General features: G+C 69.3%; 17 protein-coding genes and 1 pseudogene. 9 read left to right on the forward strand and 9 right to left on the reverse strand.

Features of this window, described 5'->3' with window-relative positions:
* Positions 1-4 precede the first annotated feature (4 nt).
* From VER16_RS06985 to VER16_RS07010, 6 genes are read left to right on the forward strand one after another with little or no spacing between them, the layout of a single operon-like run.
* Positions 5-694: an RDD family protein gene (locus VER16_RS06985; protein WP_324806615.1), complete on the forward strand. Its 690-nt coding sequence runs from the start codon at positions 5-7 to the stop codon at positions 692-694.
* The gene (locus VER16_RS06990) at positions 691-1683 is read left to right on the forward strand and encodes a stage II sporulation protein M (protein ID WP_324806617.1); all 993 of its coding nucleotides are present in this window, start codon (positions 691-693) and stop codon (positions 1681-1683) included. The genes VER16_RS06985 and VER16_RS06990 overlap by 4 nt, the downstream gene beginning before the upstream one ends.
* Positions 1673-3313, forward strand: coding sequence for a DUF4129 domain-containing protein (locus tag VER16_RS06995; RefSeq protein WP_324806928.1), 1641 nt, complete (start codon positions 1673-1675; stop codon positions 3311-3313). The genes VER16_RS06990 and VER16_RS06995 overlap by 11 nt, the downstream gene beginning before the upstream one ends.
* Positions 3310-4500: a DUF4350 domain-containing protein gene (locus VER16_RS07000; protein ID WP_324806619.1), complete on the forward strand. Its 1191-nt coding sequence runs from the start codon at positions 3310-3312 to the stop codon at positions 4498-4500. Before VER16_RS06995 ends, VER16_RS07000 begins: the two co-directional genes overlap by 4 nt.
* Positions 4497-5483 carry a MoxR family ATPase gene (locus VER16_RS07005; protein ID WP_324806621.1) on the forward strand — a complete coding sequence of 329 codons (987 nt, stop codon included), beginning with the start codon at positions 4497-4499 and terminating at the stop codon, positions 5481-5483. Before VER16_RS07000 ends, VER16_RS07005 begins: the two co-directional genes overlap by 4 nt.
* The gene (locus VER16_RS07010) at positions 5480-6778 is read left to right on the forward strand and encodes a DUF58 domain-containing protein (protein WP_324806623.1); all 1299 of its coding nucleotides are present in this window, start codon (positions 5480-5482) and stop codon (positions 6776-6778) included. Before VER16_RS07005 ends, VER16_RS07010 begins: the two co-directional genes overlap by 4 nt.
* An 85-nt stretch (positions 6779-6863) precedes the next feature.
* Here the strand turns inward: VER16_RS07010 and VER16_RS07015 are convergent, their stop codons facing one another.
* From VER16_RS07015 to VER16_RS07025, 3 genes are read right to left on the reverse strand one after another with little or no spacing between them, the layout of a single operon-like run.
* A complete protein-coding gene (locus tag VER16_RS07015) occupies positions 6864-7520 on the reverse strand; it encodes a hypothetical protein (protein WP_324806625.1) in 657 nt (218 codons plus the stop codon).
* The gene (locus VER16_RS07020) at positions 7520-8698 is read right to left on the reverse strand and encodes a glutathionylspermidine synthase family protein (RefSeq protein ID WP_324806627.1); all 1179 of its coding nucleotides are present in this window, start codon (positions 8696-8698) and stop codon (positions 7520-7522) included. The genes VER16_RS07015 and VER16_RS07020 overlap by 1 nt, the downstream gene beginning before the upstream one ends.
* Positions 8699-8705: 7 nt before the next feature.
* Positions 8706-9275 (reverse strand): DUF1190 domain-containing protein, encoded by a 570-nt coding sequence (locus tag VER16_RS07025; protein WP_324806629.1) that lies wholly within the window; start codon positions 9273-9275, stop codon positions 8706-8708.
* A gap of 448 nt (positions 9276-9723) precedes the next feature.
* Here VER16_RS07025 and ilvD point away from each other — a divergent pair, with 448 nt between their 5' ends.
* The gene (gene ilvD / locus VER16_RS07030) at positions 9724-11562 is read left to right on the forward strand and encodes a dihydroxy-acid dehydratase (RefSeq protein WP_324806631.1); all 1839 of its coding nucleotides are present in this window, start codon (positions 9724-9726) and stop codon (positions 11560-11562) included.
* 55 nt (positions 11563-11617) lie between these two features.
* Here ilvD and VER16_RS07035 read toward each other — a convergent pair whose 3' ends face one another.
* On the reverse strand, positions 11618-11908 hold the full coding sequence (locus tag VER16_RS07035; RefSeq protein ID WP_324806633.1) for a hypothetical protein: 291 nt from the start codon (positions 11906-11908) through the stop codon (positions 11618-11620).
* Positions 11909-12031: 123 nt separating this feature from the next.
* Here VER16_RS07035 and VER16_RS07040 point away from each other — a divergent pair, with 123 nt between their 5' ends.
* A complete protein-coding gene (locus VER16_RS07040) occupies positions 12032-12643 on the forward strand; it encodes a hypothetical protein (RefSeq protein WP_324806635.1) in 612 nt (203 codons plus the stop codon).
* Between the two features lie 57 nt (positions 12644-12700).
* Here the strand turns inward: VER16_RS07040 and dinG are convergent.
* The 3 genes and pseudogenes from dinG to aroE form a co-directional block, all read right to left on the reverse strand.
* Positions 12701-14758 (reverse strand): annotated as a pseudogene (dinG, locus tag VER16_RS07045) (ATP-dependent DNA helicase DinG); the annotation flags it as partial.
* A 336-nt stretch (positions 14759-15094) separates the two neighbouring features.
* On the reverse strand, positions 15095-15460 hold the full coding sequence (locus VER16_RS07050) for a hypothetical protein (protein WP_324806638.1): 366 nt from the start codon (positions 15458-15460) through the stop codon (positions 15095-15097).
* 3 nt (positions 15461-15463) lie between these two features.
* Entirely contained in the window at positions 15464-16309 is an 846-nt protein-coding gene (gene aroE / locus VER16_RS07055; RefSeq protein WP_324806640.1) for a shikimate dehydrogenase, read from the reverse strand.
* Positions 16310-16357: 48 nt separating this feature from the next.
* On the opposite strand from aroE, the gene VER16_RS07060 reads away from it, so the two are divergent.
* The gene (locus VER16_RS07060) at positions 16358-17230 is read left to right on the forward strand and encodes a hypothetical protein (protein ID WP_324806642.1); all 873 of its coding nucleotides are present in this window, start codon (positions 16358-16360) and stop codon (positions 17228-17230) included.
* Positions 17231-17332: 102 nt separating this feature from the next.
* On the opposite strand, the gene VER16_RS07065 is transcribed toward VER16_RS07060, so the two are convergent.
* Both VER16_RS07065 and hemB read right to left on the reverse strand, forming a co-directional pair.
* On the reverse strand, positions 17333-17602 hold the full coding sequence (locus VER16_RS07065; RefSeq protein WP_324806643.1) for an SHOCT domain-containing protein: 270 nt from the start codon (positions 17600-17602) through the stop codon (positions 17333-17335).
* A gap of 33 nt (positions 17603-17635) precedes the next feature.
* Positions 17636-18625 (reverse strand): porphobilinogen synthase, encoded by a 990-nt coding sequence (gene hemB / locus VER16_RS07070; protein ID WP_324806645.1) that lies wholly within the window; start codon positions 18623-18625, stop codon positions 17636-17638.
* Positions 18626-18627: the final 2 nt, after the last annotated feature.

The raw sequence follows: 18627 nt of genomic DNA on the forward strand, positions 1-18627 counted from the left end.
CCTGATGGCCACGCCGATGCTCGATACCTACCGCGAGGTGGTAACGCCGGAAGGCGTGCCGCTGCAGTTGCCGACCGCCGGGCCGATGGCGCGTGCGCTGGCGTGGCTGGTCGATCTGGTCATCCGCTGCGGCGCGCTGGTGATGCTGTCCATTCCGCTGGCGCTGCTCGATGAGTTCGGCCGCGGCATCTACATGGCGGTGATGTTCCTGCTGATGTGGGCCTACCCCATCGTCTGCGAGGCACTGTGGGGCCGCACCCTGGGCAAGCGGGCACTCGGCCTGCGCGTGCTGTCACGCGATGGCGCGCCCGTGGGTTGGATGGCCTCGATCACCCGCAACCTGCTGCGCACCGTGGACATGCTGCCGTTCGCCTATGCCTTGGGCCTGATCAGCAGCCTGTTCGATCCTTACGGCCGCCGCCTGGGCGACCTGGTGGCCGGCACCGTGGTGGTGCACGAGCCAATGCGTTTCCTGCAGCCGCCGGCCACCATCGACAGCGTGCTGGTGCCCCCGCAGCCACTGCGCCCGCAGGAACAGGCCGCAGTGCTGGCCTTCGCCGAACGCGCCCCCCGCCTGTCGCCGGGCCGCCAGCAGGAACTGGCCGGCATTGCCGAACCGCTGACCGGCACGTCCGGCCAGGTCGGCGTACTGCGCCTGTATGCGATGGCCAACTGGCTGCTGGGCCGCCGATGAAGCAGGAGCAGTTCGTCGCCCGCCACCAGCAGGAGTGGCAGGATCTGGAACAGTGGCTGCAGCAGCGTGCCGGTGCCTCGCGCCGCACGCGACGCAGGCCCGAGGCCAGTGACCCTGGCGATGTCGCGTTTCCCCAGCGCTACCGCCGCCTGTGCCAGCAGCTGGCACTGGCCCGCGAACGTGGCTACAGCCCACCGCTGGTGCAGCGCCTGCAGCAGCTGATGCAGCAGGGCCACAGCGTGCTCTATCGCACCCCGCCGGCGCGCTGGCGGCGTGCCCTGGAATTCCTGGTGGCCGACTTCCCGCGGCTGGTGCGCAGCCAGGCACCCAGCATGTGGGTGGCGCTGGCGATGTTCGCGCTGCCGGCCCTGGCCTGCTTCGCACTGGTGCAGCTGTACCCGGACAGCATCCATCTGCTGCTGGACAACAGCGAGATCGCCGCAAAGGAACGCATGTACGACCCGGCGGCCGACCGCCTGGGGCGTGACAGCGGCACCGACTGGATGATGTTCGGCTTCTACATCCTGAACAACATCAGCCTTGCCCTGCGCACCTTTGCCGGCGGCCTGCTGGCGGGGCTGGGCACGCTGCTGGTGCTGCTGTTGAATGGCGTCAACGTGGGCGCGCTGGCGGGCCACCTGCAGAAGATCGGCCATGGCGATCCGTTCTGGCGCTTCGTGGTCGGCCACGCCGCCTTCGAGCTGACCGCCATCGTGATCGCGGGCGGTGCCGGCCTGCAGCTGGGCATGAAGCTGCTGGCGCCCGGTCGCCGCCGGCGCATCGACGCCCTGGTGGAAGGTGGCCGCATCGGTGCGCGCCTGTGTCTGGGCGTGGCTTTCATGCTGCTGCTGGCGGCCTTCCTGGAAGCGTTCTGGTCGTCGATCGCGCAGATCCCGGCCTGGGTCAAGTACAGCGTGGCCGGTGTGTTGTGGGCCGGCGTGCTGCTGTGGCTGTGGCGCGGTGGCCGCGGGGGTGAACGTGCGGATTGACCATCTGGACGTGGCCCTGCGCGCGCGCAGCGGCTGGGAAGCCATGGAGCTGGGCACCGCCCTGGCCCGCCGCCATGCCCGGGCGGTGTGGGGCAGCTGGCTGCTGGCCAGTGCACCGCTGTTCGTGTTGTTCAACGCGCTGGCCTGGTGGCTGGACGGCTTCGCCTGGGCGTGGCTGGCAATGTGGTGGTGCAAGCCGCTGTTCGAACGCGCGCCGCTGTACGTGCTGTCGCGTGGCATCTTCGGCGAGCAGGTGGGCGCACGCGCGGCGCTGGCCGCGCAGCGCCACTGGGGCAACAGCGGTTTCTGGGGTTACCTGGGCTGGCGCCGTTTCAGCCTGCTGCGCAGCCTGTGCCTGCCGGTCAACCTGCTGGAAGGCAACGCACCGGCGCAGCGTGGCCCGCGCCGCCGCGCGGTGGCCGCCGGTGCCGCCGGCTCGGCCATGACCCTGGCGCTGATCTGCCTGGCCTTCGAGCTGGTGCTGGTGGTGGGCGCGATCGCAGCCGTCTTCATGTTCATTCCGCTGGAACTGCTGCCCGATTCATGGCGCGCCGCATGGGCGCTGCTGGGCGTTGAAGTTCCGCCGTGGGCGGATCTGGTGCTGAACCTGCTGAGCTGGCTGGCCGCAGCCCTGATCGGGCCGTTCTACATCGGCGCCGGCTTCGGCCTGTACCTCAACCGGCGTACGCAGATGGAAGCCTGGGACGTGGAAATCGCCCTGCGCCGGCTGCGCGAGCGCCTGCTGCCGGCCGCATCGACGCTGGCCCTGCTGCTGTGCCTGGTGCTGCCGCTGGCCCCGGCCCATGCACAGGATGCGGAGGCGGACGCTGCCCGCCAGGCCGCAGACGAAGCCTGGGCTGGCGGGCAGGCCGACGACGCTGCGGGCGAGGACGAAAACGAAGGCGAAGAAGCCAACGCCAGCAACGATCCGGCCAATACCAGCGTCGGCATTTTCGGCGAGGCGCCGGTGGACACGGCCGGTTTCCGCCAGGCGGTGAACCGTGCCTACGAAGATCCGCTGCAGCGGCCGCTGCGCCAGGTCACCGAGTGGAAGCCGATCGACGATGCTGCGGAGAAGGACAAGGAAAAGAATGACCGCAAGGACGACAAAGCCAAACCCGGCAGCAACCGCCACCGCAATCTGAAGCTGCTGGCGCGCGCCGCCGAGTGGGGCCTGTGGGGCCTGCTCGGCGCGGTACTGCTGGTGCTGCTGCTGACTGCCCGGCTGTGGTGGCCCTGGCTGCGCGGCACCGGGCGGCGCAAGGCCAGGCAGGACGCGCCACGCGTGCAGGAAGAAGCGGTGCAGATGCCGGTGGTGCTGCCGCCGGACGTTGCCACCCAGGCCGGCCTGCTGTGGGACCAGGGCCGTCCGCGCGAAGCGCTGGCCCTGCTGTACCGCGCCAGCGTGCGCACCCTGGTCGAGCGCACCGGCACCGCGCTGCCACCGGGTGCCACCGAGGCGCAGTGCCTGCGCGCCTCACGACGCCTGCCGGAGGCGGCTGACCGTGATCTGTTCGCACGCATCGTGCGCATGTGGCAGTACGCCGCGTATGGCGGGCACCTTCCCACGCGCGAGGCATTCGATGCACTGGCCACCTCCCTGCGCCAGCAGTTCGGGTGGACGGCATGAGCCCGCGCGTTTTCTGGTCCCTGCTGCTGGGCCTGCTGGTCCTGCTGGGCGTGCCGCTGACCATCCTGTTCCTGCGCACGCACGAAAAGGTGACCGAGACCGTGGTGCTGCCGCCGCGCGGCGAGGCCAGCTACAACCCGCTGTACGTGCTGGGGCAGGCGCTGCGTGCCGACGGCATCGAGGTGCAGTCGCGGCCGCGCCTGCAGTTGGCGAAGATGGCACTGGCCGACACCGATACCGTGGTGCTGCTGCAGGACACCCGCGAGATGCCGCCGGGCACCGCGCAGGCACTGCTGGACTGGGTCGCCCGTGGCGGCCACCTGCTGCTGCGCACGCCGCCACCGGGCAAGGACACGGCCAGCACCACCCAGGGCCCGCTGCTGGATCGCATCGGCGTGGAAAGCCTGTTCCATGAAGCGAGCTGCCAGCGCTTCCACGTCGAGGATGACCCACGCCACGTGGAGTTCTGCCGCGGCCGCCGCTTCAGTCTCGGCTTCCAGGCCCACGCCAGTGCCGAACGCCGCTGGGGCCCGGAGGATGATCTGGTGTTCGTCCGCCTGCGCCACGGCAAGGGCCGCATCGACGTGCTGGCCGACATGGATTTCATGCGCGGTGCCGGTACCAGCCCGCCACCGCGCAAGCACGCGCCGGCCAAGGATGCACCGCCGCGCGATGGCCTGCACGACTTCGCCCACCGCGACCTGACCCGCCACCTGCTGGACCCGAACTACGGGCGCGGCACGGTGTGGCTGGTGTACGGCAGCCGCCCGCCCACGCTGTTCGCGCGCATCGTGCTGCAGGGCTGGCCGGTGTGGATCCCGCTGCTGCTGGCCGTGCTGGGCTGGCTGTGGGCGCGCGCGCAGCGCCTGGGCAGCGTGCTGCCTTCACCGGTGGTCGAGCGCCGCTCGCTGCTGGAACATGTGCGCGCCAGTGGCGAACTGCTGCTGCGCTTCGGCCACGCTGCGCCGCTGTACAACGCGGTGCAGGCGCTGTTCCTGCATCGCCTGCGCCTGCGCGCGCCGGTGGCGGCCGCGCTCGATGGCGCCGCCCGCGACCAGGCCATTGCCGAAGTCCTGCAGTGGCCGGTCAGCCGCGTGGCCACCGCCCTTACCGCTCCTTCGCCGCACGATTCCTCCGCCCTGCGCGAGCGCATCCGCTTGCTGCTCCAGATGAGATCCCTGCTATGACCGATGCCCCTGAGCTTCCGGCGGCCGCTGCCGCCCGCCTGATCGAACGCGTCGATGCCATCCGCGATGCCGTCGGCCGCGCCTTCATCGGCCAGGCCGACGTGCTTGACCAGATCATGGTGGCGCTGCTGGCCGGCGGCCACGTGCTCATCGAAGGCGTGCCCGGGCTGGGCAAGACCCTGCTGGTACGTGCGCTGGCGCAGGCCATGGAACTCGATTACGGGCGCGTGCAGTTCACCCCCGACCTGATGCCCAGCGATGTCAGCGGCCACGCGGTATACGACCCCAAGAGCGAGAGCTTCAAGATCCGCCGCGGCCCGGTGTTCACCAATCTGCTGCTGGCCGACGAGATCAACCGCGCCCCGGCCAAGACCCAGTCGGCCCTGCTGGAAGTGATGCAGGAAGGCCAGGTGACCATCGAAGGCAAGGCCTTCACTTTGGCGCCGCCGTTCATGGCCCTGGCCACGCAGAACCCGCTGGAGCAGGAAGGCACCTACCCGCTGCCGGAAGCGCAGCTGGACCGCTTCCTGCTGAAGGTGCTGATCGACTACCCGCAGCTGGACGACGAGAAGCGCATGGTCGCCGCCATCACCCACGGCCGCGCCGCCAGCGATTTCGACCTGAGCCAGGTGCCGCGCGTGCTTGGCGCCGGCGAACTGCTGGCCCTGCAGCAGGCCACCGCCGCCATCACGGTCGATGACGAAGTGATCGACTACGCGGTGCGGATCGTGGCGGCCACGCGTTCCTGGCCGGGCATCGCCGTTGGCGCCGGCCCGCGTGGCAGCATCGCGCTGGTGCGTGCCTCCCGTGCGCAGGCGGTGCTGGCCGGCCGCGACTTCGTTACCCCCGATGACGTGCGCGACATCGCCCGCCCGGCCTTGCGCCATCGCATTGCGCTGGCTCCGGAACTGCAGATTGAAGGCCAGGGCCCGGACGACGTGCTGGGCGCACTGCTGGCCAAGGTGGAAGCGCCGCGCCGATGAGGCCTGCGCCGCTGCTGCTGGTCCTGCTGGCTGCCTGGGCCGCGCTGGGCGGCCTGGTGCTGGGCGATCTGCTGCCGCGCTGGGGCTGGGCGCTGGGGGGCGCCGTGGTGGCTGCGATGGCGCTGGCCGACCTGTGGCGGCAGTGGCGACGCCCTTCGCCGCAGGTGCAGCGCCAGGTCCCCGAAGCCCTGGCGCTGGGCGTGCGCCGCGAGGTCGGCCTGCGCCTGCTGGCCGAACAACCGATGCACGTGCAGGTATTTGATCGCGTGCCCGGTGGCTGGCTGCTGGAAGCGCTGCCGCAGCGCCTGCACCTGCGCGCCGGCCACGCCAGCACCCTGCACTACCAGGTGCTGCCGCAGCAGCGCGGACGCTTCCAGTTCGACGGCGTGGACGTTCGCATCCGCTCGCCGTGGCGGCTGTGGTGGCAGCAGCGCACGCTGCCGCCATCACTGGAAGTGCGGGTCTATCCCAACTTCGTGCCGCTCACCCGCTTCGCGTTGTTCAGTGCCGACCAGGCTTCGCGGCTGGTCGGCGCGCACGTCAAGCGCCGCCGTGGCGAAGGCACCGATTTCCACCAGATGCGCGAATACCGCGTCGGCGACAGCCTGCGCCAGCTCGACTGGAAGGCCACCGCCCGCGCGCGCAAGCTGATCTCGCGCGAATACCAGGACGAGAAGAACCAGCAGCTGCTGCTGATGCTCGACAGCGGCCGGCGCATGCTGGCCAGCGAAGGCGGCCTTTCGCATTTCGACCATGCCTTGAACGCGTCGCTGGTGGTGGCGTATCTGGCGTTGCGCCAGGGCGATGCCGCCGGCCTGTTCGCGGTGGGGGGCGAACGCCGCTGGGTGGCGCCGCAGCGCGGCATGGGCACGGTGGAACACCTGCTGCGCGCCAGTTACGACCTGCAGCCGCAGGCGGTGGCCACCGATTACCTGGCCGCTGCCACCGAGGTTTCGCTGCGGCAGCGCCGGCGGGCACTGGTGATGCTGGTCAGCAACGTGCGCGATGAGGACATCGAGGATCTGCTGGCCGCCGTGCGCCTGCTGCAGCGCCGCCACCTGGTGTGCGTGGCCAGCCTGCGCGAACGCGAACTGGATACCGCGCTGGAAGGCGAGGTGCACACACTGGAAGACGCCGCCCAGGCCGGTGCTGCCGCGCTGTACCTGCAGCAGCGCGCGAAAGCCCACGAGGCGCTGCGCAGCGAGAAGGTGATGGTGCTGGACGTCACCGCCGACGCCCTGCCTGCCGCGCTGGTGGAACGGTATCTGGCCGTGAAGCGCGAAGGGCTGCTCTGAGCGGTTCGCAACCGCTCTGGTAGGTGCCAACCTTGGTTGGCACGAAACCCACGGCGCCAACCAAGGTTGGCATCTACCGGAACCGTTACGCGGCCGCCAGCAACCGCCGCTGCAACCGCTCCACCGCACGCTGCAGCAGCACCCGGTTGCGGGCCAGCTTCATCCACTGCGGCAGGCGCGAGAACATCGAGGCGTTGCGCACGCCGCCGTGCTCCCGCAGCGCCGACGTCGCGTAGTCGTGCAGCGCCTGCAGGTGCTCGGCGTTGTAGGCCCACAGCAGTCCGGCACGGGTGGCTTCCACCAACCGCAGCGGCAGACCGAAATGCGGATCCGCCGGCTCGGCGTCGCGCAGCGGGCAGACGCTGACCTTCACTTCACTGGTGCGCCCGCACTGCGCACACTTGGCCGGCAGCACCTCGGGCACCGTCGTCGTCGCAGACGGCCGCTGCTGGTGCACGCACACCCACTGATGGCCGCAGTAACCGCACGGGCGCCGGCCATCGATGCGCACCGCGCCCACCCAGGCACCGCTGTCCAGCGCGACGCTGCAGCCGCTGCAGCGAAAGCGCGCGGTCCAGCGGTAGGGCTGCCAGCTGGCGATCACCCAGCCCGGCGTATCACAGCGATGGCAGCGCACCGCCACATGCCCGGCGAACGCATGCAACGTGCGGCCATCATCGAAATGCCGACCCGGCACCGGCGTCGGTCGCCCGTGCCGGCCCAGCGGCCGCCGCACCGCCATCAGACGTAGATCCGCGTCGGCGCCTCGTCCACGATCGCGTGCGGCACGAAGCGCGCACTGTCGCGGGTGATCGCGCTGTCGTCCTCGCGGATGCCGATGCCACAGGCGTGGTCGCCGATCACCCAGCTGCCGACCAGCGGGTAGCCCCCTTCGAAGCGGGTGAGGGGGTGCGCACGCTGGATGATCGCCGGGCCTTCGTACGGGCCCTCGCTGCGCTGGGTGCTGCCATCGGCCAGATGCATCTCGATGTTGGCTCCTTCGCGCGAGAACAGCGGCTTGCGCACCCAGCCCGAGGCCAGCGCGCTGCCGTCATCGAAGTGGGCTTCCAGCAGGTTCGGGTGGCCGACGTTGCGCTGCCACAGCAGCGGCAGGATGCCCTTGTTGCTCAGCACCGCCTTCCACGCCGGTTCCAGCAGCTGGATGCCCGAGCCGGGCAGCGCGCGGCCGAACTCCTCGGCCATCAGGTCTTCCAGCGGATACAGCTTGAACAGCGTGCCGATCACCGTGTCGTCCAGCGCGGTAAAGCGGCCATCGACCGACAGGCCGATATCCTCGATCGCGATGGCCTGGCCCTGCAGGCCAGCCTGGGCCGCGCAGTCACGCAGGTAATCCACGGTGCCACGGTCTTCGTCCGAACTGCCCACCGCGCTGAAGTACAGCGGCGGCGGCAGGCGCGCGGCAAGTTCGCCGAAGCGCTCGACCAGGGCCTCGTGCATGCCGTTGAACTGGTCGGCGTGCTGCGGCAGGCGGCCCGCGTTGCGCTGGTCCTCCAGCCACTGCCACTGGAAGAAGCTGGCCTCGAACAGCGAAGTCGGCGTGTCGTAGTTCAGTTCGTACAGCTTGGCCGGACCGCTGCCGTCGTAGGCCAGGTCCAGGCGCCCGTACAGGTGCGGCTGGCGCTGGCGCCAGCTCTCGGCGATCCAGTCGCGGTAGTGCGCCGGAATGGCCAGCTGGTCCATCAGGCGCTCGCTGGCAATGACATCGCCCACCAGGTCCAGCGCCATCTGGTGCAGCTCGGCGCTCGGGTCTTCGATGTCCACTTCAATCTGGCGCAGGGTGAAGGCGTAATACGCGCTTTCATCCCAGTACGGCTGTCCATCAATCGTGTGGAAGCGGAAACCGGCTTCCTCCGCGCGCGCCCGCCACTGGGCGCGCTCGGCAATACGGATACGCTGCATGGGTCGATCAGCCGCCGAAGCTGCCGCCGCTGCGGCGGGCGCTGGTGCTGCCGAAGCCGCTGCGGCTGGAGGTGACGGCGCGGTTCGGCTCACTGCTGACCGGGGCCAGGCCGGCCTTGCCGGCGCCGATGCCGCTGGCGGTGTTCATGCCACCGGTGCCGCCCGGGGCCGGGCGTGCCCAGCCAGCGTTCTTGTCCTGGTAGGCCGGGGCCGAGGCCGGCGCCTGCGGGGCCAGGCCGCCGCGGTTGCTCAGCATCTGCGACATGAAGAAGCCCATCATCATCGGGCCGATGAACGAGGTACCGGCCGAGGTGTGCTGCTGCACGCACTGCTCGGGCTTGTAGTCCTGCTCGCAGGCTTCCTTGCTGGCGTACTTCGGCGCCGCATCGGCCGCCTTCTGCTGGGCCTCGGCAAAGGCATTGCGGCACGAGGACGGGTCGCCCGTCGCCTCGGTGCAGGCCTGCACGGAGGTGTACAGGCCTTCCTGCACCTGCACCTGCTCTTCCTTCTGGCAGGCGGTGAACAGCAGAGGTGCAGCGCTCATCAGCAGCAGCGCGGTGGTGCGGGAACGCTTCATGGCGTCATGCCTCGGAATCGGATCAATTCCCCCAATGATGCCAAATCCGCACCAACAACCGGAATCGGCAAAGTGGGAAAGATGAACGGAATTTCATTTTCGCCAGCCTGATCACCAACCTGGGGTCAGAGCCCGTTGCGCAGCAACGGGATCCGACCCCGTCAGGTCGCGGCCAACTGTCGGAGGCGGGGTGGGTCCGGTGGCAGGGGTGTGAGCCGCATGGATGCCGCGACCAAGCCCCCAAGGACGGGTTCACGGCGTCCCCTGCCACCGGACCCACCCCGCCATCCCACGGAAAGCCAGCTTTTGCCGTTGACGTTGACGTTGATTCCGCAGGTGCAGGGCTGCAAGCCCTGCCGGACCACCTTCGGTGGTTGCAGCAGCAACCGAAAAAATTGTCCATGATCGAGCGACCCCCACGTTGTACGGCCCGCCCGTTCCGCCAGCCATGCCTGAATACCGCTCCCGCACCTCCACCGCCGGCCGCAACATGGCCGGCGCCCGCGCCCTGTGGCGCGCCACCGGCATGAAGGACGGCGACTTCCACAAGCCGATCATCGCCATCGCCAACTCCTTCACCCAGTTCGTGCCCGGCCACGTGCATCTGAAGGATCTCGGCCAGCTGGTCGCGCGCGAGATCGAGAAGGTCGGCGGCGTCGCCAAGGAATTCAACACGATCGCCGTCGACGATGGCATCGCCATGGGCCACGACGGCATGCTGTACTCGCTGCCCAGCCGCGAGATCATCGCCGACTCGGTCGAGTACATGGTCAACGCGCACTGCGCCGACGCGCTGGTGTGCATTTCCAACTGCGACAAGATCACCCCCGGCATGCTGATGGCCGCACTGCGCCTCAACATTCCGGTGGTGTTCGTCTCCGGCGGCCCGATGGAAGCAGGCAAGACGAAGCTGTCCGAGCACAAGCTGGACCTGGTCGATGCGATGGTCATCGCCGCCGACGAAAACGCCAGCGACGAGAAAGTGGCCGAATTCGAGCGCAGCGCGTGCCCCACCTGCGGTTCCTGCTCGGGCATGTTCACCGCCAACTCGATGAACTGCCTGACCGAAGCGCTGGGCCTGTCGCTGCCCGGCAACGGCTCGACCCTGGCCACCCACGCCGACCGCGAGCAGCTGTTCCTGCGCGCCGGCCGCCTGATCGTCGAACTGTGCCACCGCTGGTATGGCGGCGAGGAAGCAAGCGCACTGCCGCGTGGCATCGCCACCCAGGCCGCGTTCGCCAACGCGATGACCCTGGACATCGCCATGGGCGGCTCGACCAACACCATCCTGCACCTGCTGGCCGCCGCGCAGGAAGCCGAAGTGGACTTCGACCTGACCCACATCGATGCGCTGTCGCGGCGCGTGCCGCAGCTGTGCAAGGTGGCGCCGAACACGCCCAAGTACCACATGGAAGACGTGCACCGCGCAGGCGGCGTGTACGGCATCCTCGGCGAACTGGCGCGTGGCGGCCTGCTGGATACCCGCGTGCCGACCGTGCACAGCCGCACCCTGGCCGATGCCATCGAGCGCTGGGACGTGGCGGTCAGCGACGAATCCAGCGTGCACGACTTCTTCCGTGCCGGCCCGGCCGGCATTCCCACCCAGGTGGCTTTCAGCCAGGCCACGCGTTGGCCCACGCTGGACGTGGACCGCGCCGAAGGCTGCATCCGCAGCGTCGAACACGCCTACTCCGCCGAAGGCGGCCTGGCCGTGCTGCGCGGCAACCTGGCCGTCGATGGCTGCGTGGTGAAGACCGCCGGCGTGGACGAATCCATCCACGTGTTCGAGGGCAGCGCGCGCGTGTTCGAGAGCCAGGACGCAGCCGTGGCCGGCATCCTGGCCGACAAAGTGCAGCCCGGCGACGTGGTGGTCATCCGCTACGAAGGCCCGAAGGGCGGCCCGGGCATGCAGGAAATGCTCTACCCCACCAGCTACCTGAAGTCGAAGGGGCTGGGCAAGCAGTGCGCGCTGCTGACCGACGGTCGTTTCTCCGGCGGCACCTCGGGCCTGTCGATCGGCCACGTCTCGCCGGAAGCCGCCAGCGGCGGCACCATCGGCCTGGTGGAGGACGGCGACCGCATCCGCATCGACATCCCTGCCCGCCGCATCGACCTGCTGCTGGACGACGCCACCCTGGCCCAGCGCCGCGCCGACGCCGATGCCCGTGGCTGGAAGCCGCGTGAGGCCCGCCCGCGCAAGGTCACCAGCGCACTGAAGGCCTACGCCCTGCTGGCGACCAGCGCCGACAAGGGCGCCGTCCGCAACACCGCCCTGCTCGGCGATTGAATCGCCGTGGGGTCGGATCCCTTTCGCAGAAAGGGCTCCGACCCCAGCACAGCACTCAGAACACGAACGGCTCGCCCTCCAGGCGGCACGCCCCTGCTGAAATGTGGATCGCACCGCCCGACTGCAGCTCAAACACCACGCGGATGAGACCTTCGGCGCGATCTTCGCTCGCCGTCACGTCGTTGATCGATGCACTTGGTCCCCAGGGTTCGCTCCTGTCCAGCATCACGTGCTCCACCGCATCGAACTGCAGGCGGCGCTCGGCTTGAGTTGAATCGCGCAGAACGAGTTCAAACGTGGCGGCGATCCAGTCACTGTGGGTCGCGATGATGGTCCAGTCGTGCATGTGGCTCTCCGCCCGTGTGCAGTTGCGCCATGGTAGCCCGATCTTCGAGGTTGCCGGCCAGCGGCCGGCACTACCCGCGCGATCTGCTACGGTGTCGGGGTACTCACTGACACGGAGGTTGTGATGACGTTGCTTTCGCTTGCCCTGGCCGCTGCGCTGGGCGCCGCGCCCGAACCATCGAAGGCGCCAGACTGCAGCTACGACCGCGATGCGATGCTGGCAATGGAACCGGATGCCTTCGACCAGGATCTGGAAGGCGGCTGGCGCCCACTGGCCGAGCGTGAATGCCAGCGCGAAGCGGCCGATCTGCTTGCCGCCTACAGCGCCCTGCCCAAGGCGGCGGGCAACACCACCATCATCTGGCACGAAGGCCAGCTGCGCGCCGAGCTCGGGCAGACGGTCCAGGCGATTGCGCTGATGCAGCGCACCTACAAGCCGAAGGACAAGGATCCCGGTTACTGGAATGCCTACGTGGACGGCACGGTTGCGTTCCTGCAGCACGACCGTGCAGCACTGGAGAAGGCCCGCGCGGCGCTGGTCGCGATTCCCACACCGGAGGAGTTCGCGGGGGCGTTGAAGGATGGTCGCTACCACTTCACGACGGCAGGCGGGCAGAAGGTGGATGTGGCCTGGCCACCGAACCTGGATGTGCTCGATGGCTTCCTGCGCTGCTTTGATCACGATTACCACAACGCCTATGGCAACCAGGCCTGCCGGAAGCCGGAGGGCGGTTGAGCGCCAGCGCGCGTGCTGGGGTCAGAGCCCTTCCTGCGGAAGGGATCCGACCCCGGTTCAGCCGATCACGCGCTTGAACGGCGGCAGCGCGTCGATGATGCGCTTGCCGTAGCGGCGGGTCAGCAGCCGCGAGTCGAGGATGACCACGCGGCCGGTGTCGGTGGACGTGCGGATCAGGCGGCCGGCGAACTGGGTGAGCGTGCGCAGCGCGTGCGGGATGGCGATCAGGTTGAAGGCGTTCATGCCGCGCGCTTCCACCCATTCGCTCAGCGTGGCGGTCTGCGGGTCGGTCGGCACCGCGAACGGCACCTGGGTGATCACCACCGTGGTGCAGGCTTCGCCGGGCAGGTCCAGGCCTTCGCCGAAGGAGTTCAGGCCGAACAGCACCGAGCCTTCGCCCGCGGCGACGCGGCGCAGGTGTTCGTCGATCAGCCGGGTCTTGGACATGTCGCCCTGCACCAGCACCTGCTTGCGGCGCGCGGTCGACATCAGGCCGGCCACCTTCTCCATCTTCCAGCGCGAGGTGAACAGCACCATCGAGCCCTTGGCCCAGTCCAGTTCCTGGTCGAGGTAGCGCGCCACTTCGCGCGGATGGCCTTCGCGGTCATCGGGCGTGACCGGGAACTTCGGAATGATCAATTCGGCCTGGTTGGGCAGATCGAACGGCGAGGCCAGCGAGACCATCTCCGCGTCCGGCGGGATACCGTTGTCGATGGCCAGCGACTGGAAGTCGCCGCCGCCGGTCAGCGTGGCCGAGGTCATCACCACCGAATCCACTTCATCCCACAGCAGCTTGCGCAGCACATGCGCGGCCGAGACCGGCGAGCCGTGCAGTACCAGGTCGCCGTCGCGGGTGGCGGTGACCCAGCGCGCGGTGGGCGGCGCGCCGTCCTTGTCCTCGCGGCGCCAGGCCTGCCACAGGTTGTACTGCTGCTCGATCATTTCCAGCGCCATGCCGAGGTTGCGCTGCAGGCGCTCGCGCGCGGCGTCGTCCGGCTTGCCCTTGGCCACCTGTGCGTTGGCGGCATGGGCCCAGTTGTAGAGGCTGCGGGTATCATCGGCCAGCGCTTCGATCGGCTCGCGCCACGCTTCGGGCAGGCGCCCGTTGGCAGCGCGCCACATCGGGTCTTCATCGGCCGGCGCCGGCATCCACACCGCTTCGATGTGATCACGGAAGGCACGCAGCTGCTTGGCCACGTTGCTGGCCACGTCGATGGCTTCGTTCGGCAGCAGGTTGCCCAGGCGGTCCTTGTCGACGGCGCGGTAGGCACCGGCAATCAGGATCTGCAGGCGGCCGGTGCGCTTGGCCATCTCGTCCAGGGCCAGGCTGGCCGCCCCCTGGTCGATGGCCACGTTGCCGATGTGGTGGCCTTCGTCCAGCACCAGCAGCATGTCCGACGGCGCGGCGATCATCGGCTGGCCGTTGTCGCTGTCACCAATGGACAGCGCCGACAGCAGCAGCGCGTGGTTGGTCACCACGATCTGCGCATCGCGCACGGTGTTGCGTGAACGCAGCACCGCGCACTGCGCCGAATACGCGCAGCGGCGCCCGGCACAGGCCGAGGCGGGCGTGGTGATGCGGCTGCGCAGGCCGGGGCTGATGGTTTCCGGCGCGTTGTCGATGTCACCGTCCCACGTACCGCTGGTGAAGGCATCGGACAGGCGCTTGGCGATGTCCATTTCGATGGGCGCCAGCGGCCGGTCGTACAGCGGCGCTTCGTCCTCGAACATGCCGCCCTGCGCGCCCTCGCCCTGCGCTTCAGCGGCATTGCGCGTGCACAGGTAGCGGGTGCGGCCCTTGGCCAGGGCCACGGTCGCTTCCAGGCCGGTGGCCTTGAGGAAATTGGGAATATCGCGCTCGACCAGCTGCGACTGCAGGGCCACGGTGCCGGTGCTGATGACCAGCTTCTTCTTGCTGGCCAACGCGATCGGCACGCCCGCGGTGAGGTAGCCCAGACTCTTGCCGACGCCGGTCGGTGCCTCGACCACGCCGACGCCGCCACTGGTGGACAGCGCACGCGACACCACGCCGATCATCTGGCTCTGCGAGCGGCGGGTGGAGAAGCCGGGGGTGTTGGCCTGCAGCGTCGTGTACGCCTTGCGGATCGCATCCTTCAAGGCGTCATCGAGCTTGCGCGGGGCGGCGACGGTTTCGGTCACGCCGGGAATTACCGTGGCTGGATCAGGCCGGCCATTGTCGCATGGCCCGGCCACCGGGACCGAGGCGCGGGCGCTGAACAGGGTCAGCGGCGTCGGGGTGTGGCGGTCATGGACTGGATGGCCGCACAGGGTCGGGGCAGATGCGGCGTTGCCGGCCCATCAACCGCCGCGCTCGCCGGGCGTGGCCCGGCGTTACCGGCCCACCGCTCTGGTAGGTGCCAACCTTGGTTGGCACACCTGCCACAGCGCCGACCAAGGTCGGCCGCTACCCAAAGCAGCCGGCGCCCGGCGTTACTGCACCGGTGGCGGCGGCGGAACCTGCCGGCTGCGCAGCACGCGCACCAGGGCCCAGATCACCAGCACGATGCCGAAGGCCGTCAGCAGCGACAGCACGAACTGCACGCCGCCCAGCACCGCGCTCATCGTCGAAATGGCACTGAAATCACCGCTGCTGACCAGCCACAGCGGCACCACGTTGGCGACCACACCGCCCAGGTTGGCCACCAGCAGCAGCACCAGCCCGGCCAGCGCACCGCTGCGGGCCGCATCACGCGGCGCGCCCACCACCCAGACCAGGCCGACGCACAGGGCGATCAGCACCGGCAGGCGCACACCGATCATGCTCAGCACGCCCAGCAGCAGCGATGAACTGTCCATGGTTCAGTCCTGGCCGGCAAAGGCACCGGCACCGGCGCGCAGCTGCTGGTAGACCTCGTCGGTCTGCGGGCGCACGCCGTGCCACTGCAGGAAGCTCTCGGCCGCCTGCTCGACCAGCATGCCCAGGCCATCGACGGTGTTGCGGCACTCGGCCGCGCGCGCCCAGGCCAGGAACGCGATGGCCGCCTCGCCGTAGTTCAGGTCCACCGCGGTGGTCATCGAATTGACCAGCGACAGCGGCAGCTTGAACTCCACGTCGCGGTCGCGGCCGGCCGAGGTGGCGTTGAGGATCAGTTCGAAATCGCCCAGCTCGCGCAGGTCTTCCCAGTAGCGGCTGATGGCCCGGCCCGGCTCGCCCATGGCATCGATCAGTTCGTCGGCGCGCTCCGGCGTGCGGTTGACCACCACCAGTTCGGTGATGCCGGCATCGAGCAGCGCCGGGGCGACGCTGCGCGCCGAGCCACCGGCACCGATCAGCAGCACGCGGCGGCCGCGCAGGTCCAGGCCGTGGCGGTCGGTCAGGTCACGCACCAGGCCGATGCCATCGGTGGTATCGCCGTGCCAGCGGTCGCCCTTGCGCAGCAGGGTGTTGACCGAGCCGGCACGGCGCGCGCGCGCGGTCAGCGTGGTGCATACCGAGAACGCGGCTTCCTTGTGCGGCGAGGTGACGTTGGCGCCGACACCGCCTTCGGCGGCGAAGGCTTCCAGACCAGCCAGGAAGGCATCCGGGGCCAGGTCGATCGCGCGGTAGTCGATGCTGATGCCTTCCTGGCGGCCGAAGGTCGCGTGGATCAGCGGCGACTTCGAGTGGGCAACGGGGTGTCCGAAGACGGCGTAACGATCGGTCATGGAATCCTCAAGCTGGCTAGACTGGTGCACTTTCGTGCAAGGACCCGGATGATGCGCATCACCCCGACCCTGCTGGTGCTGGCCGCCAGTCTACTCTCTGCCCCCGTGGCGATGGCGTTGAACGAGTACGGCATCGAGGGCATGGGCGTGGTCTCCACCCGCGCCGACGAGGGCCGGGCGACGATCAGTGCCGACGGCCAGCGCATCGTCTTCGCCCGCCGTGGCGAGGCAGGCTGGGGGCTGTGGCAGGCACGGGTGGTGGACGGCCGCTGGCAGCAGGCCCAGGCCCTGCCGGTGGACGTGGCCGGCGAGGCGCTGGACCCCTACTTCAGCCGCGATGGCCACTGGCTGCTGTTCGCCGCCGGCCGCGCGGGGAAATGGGCGCTGTACCGCGCAGCGGTGGCCGCCGATGGCAGCGTGGGCCGGCCACAGGCACTGGCCGGCAAGGACGGCAGCCGTGCCGAGCGTGGCGCGGCGCTGAGTGCCGATGGGCGTCGGCTGCTGTTCGCGCGCGACCAGGGGCGTGGCGCGGGCTGGGATCTGTTCGTGGCGCCGCTGGATGCGCAGGGCGTGCGGGGTGTTGGCGTGGCCCTTGCTGCCCTCAACACCGCTGCCGACGAGACCGACGGCGACTGGCTGGGCAACGACGGCGCGGTGGTGTTCAGCCGTGGCAACGGTGAAGCCGCGCAGGTGATGACCAGCGCCTGCGCCTGGACCGGTGCCGCGCTGCAGCCGCTGGGGCTGTCGTTCAACCAGACCGGCGGCTGGACCGGCGCGCCGGTGGTCGACAACGCCAAGCCGGGCGAGATGATGGTGGCCAGCAGTGCAGCGAAGGCACCGCGTGCCGGTGGCGTGGATGTGTACCGGTTGGCGGTGCCGAAGGTGGCGGCCGTGGCCGGGTGCGTGCCTGCCGCTCGGTGACGGCGCTGCCGGTAGATCCACGCCATGCGTGGATGATCGTCTGGTAGATGCCAATCTTGGTTGGCATGCGGGAAAGTGCCAACCAAGGTTGGCACCCACCCGTCAGCGCGCCAACACCTGGGCGCGCTGCTTCTCGTACTCGATCTCGCTCAGCTGGCCGTTGTCCTTGCGGCGGTTCAGCGCGGCCAGTTCAGCCTGCACGCTTTCCGGCAGGGCCTGCTCACGGGCCACGCGGGCGGCAGCGGAGAGCTGCTCCGGCGGGCGCCGGCTGGCCCGCCACGCAGCCACGAACACGCCGACGATGATGGCGCCGAACACCAGCGTGCCGGTGCCCCAGATCAGCCATTGCATCCATCCCATTTCCGGTCCCATCGCGTGTCCCTCCGTCCGTCGTGAGCGCTATTGTCAGCGCTCGCGCAGCCAACGCGCCACCTGCGGCGCGAAATAGGTCAGCACGCCATCGGCGCCGGCCCGCTTGAAGCCCAGCAGCGATTCCAGCACGCAGGCGCGTTCATCCAGCCAGCCGTTGGCGAAGGCGGCCTTCATCATCGCGTACTCGCCACTGACCTGGTAGGCGAAGGTCGGCACGCCGAATTTCTCCTTCACCCGGCGCACCAGGTCCAGGTAAGGCATGCCCGGCTTGACCATCACCATGTCCGCGCCCTCTTCCAGGTCCAGCGCGATCTCGCGCAGGGCCTCGTCGCCGTTGGCCGGATCCATCTGGTAGGTCTTCTTGTCGGCCTTGCCGAGGCTGCCGGCGCTGCCCACCGCATCACGGAACGGGCCGTAGAACGCCGAGGCGTACTTGGCCGAATAGGCCATGATGCGCACGTTGAGGTGGTGGTCGGCGTCCAGCGCGCGGCGGATCGCGCCGATGCGGCCGTCCATCATGTCCGAGGGCGAGATGATGTCCGCGCCGGCCTCGGCATGCGACAGCGACTGCTTGACCAGCGCTTCGACGGTGATGTCGTTGAGCACGTAGCCCTTGTCATCGATGATCCCGTCCTGGCCGTGGGTGGTGTACGGATCCAGGGCCACATCGGTCATCACGCCCAGCTCCGGGAAGCGCGTCTTCAGCGCACGGATCGCACGCTGCGCCAGGCCGTCTTCGGCCCAGGCGGCGGCCGCATCCAGCGATTTCTGCGAACTGTCGATCACCGGGAACAGGTCGATCACCGGAATGCCCAGCTCGAGCGCCTCTTCGGCCACTTTCAGCAGCTCCTCGATCGACAGCCGCTCCACGCCTGGCATCGACGGCACGGCGGTGCGGCCGGCCAGTTCGTGCACGAACACCGGGTAGATCAGGTCGTCGGTGGTAAGCGTGTTTTCGCGCATCAGGCGGCGCGAGAATTCGTCATGGCGCATGCGCCGCGGGCGGTAATGGGGGTGAGGCATGG

This window comes from Stenotrophomonas sp., from assembly GCF_035634915.1.
Lineage (GTDB): Bacteria > Pseudomonadota > Gammaproteobacteria > Xanthomonadales > Xanthomonadaceae > Stenotrophomonas.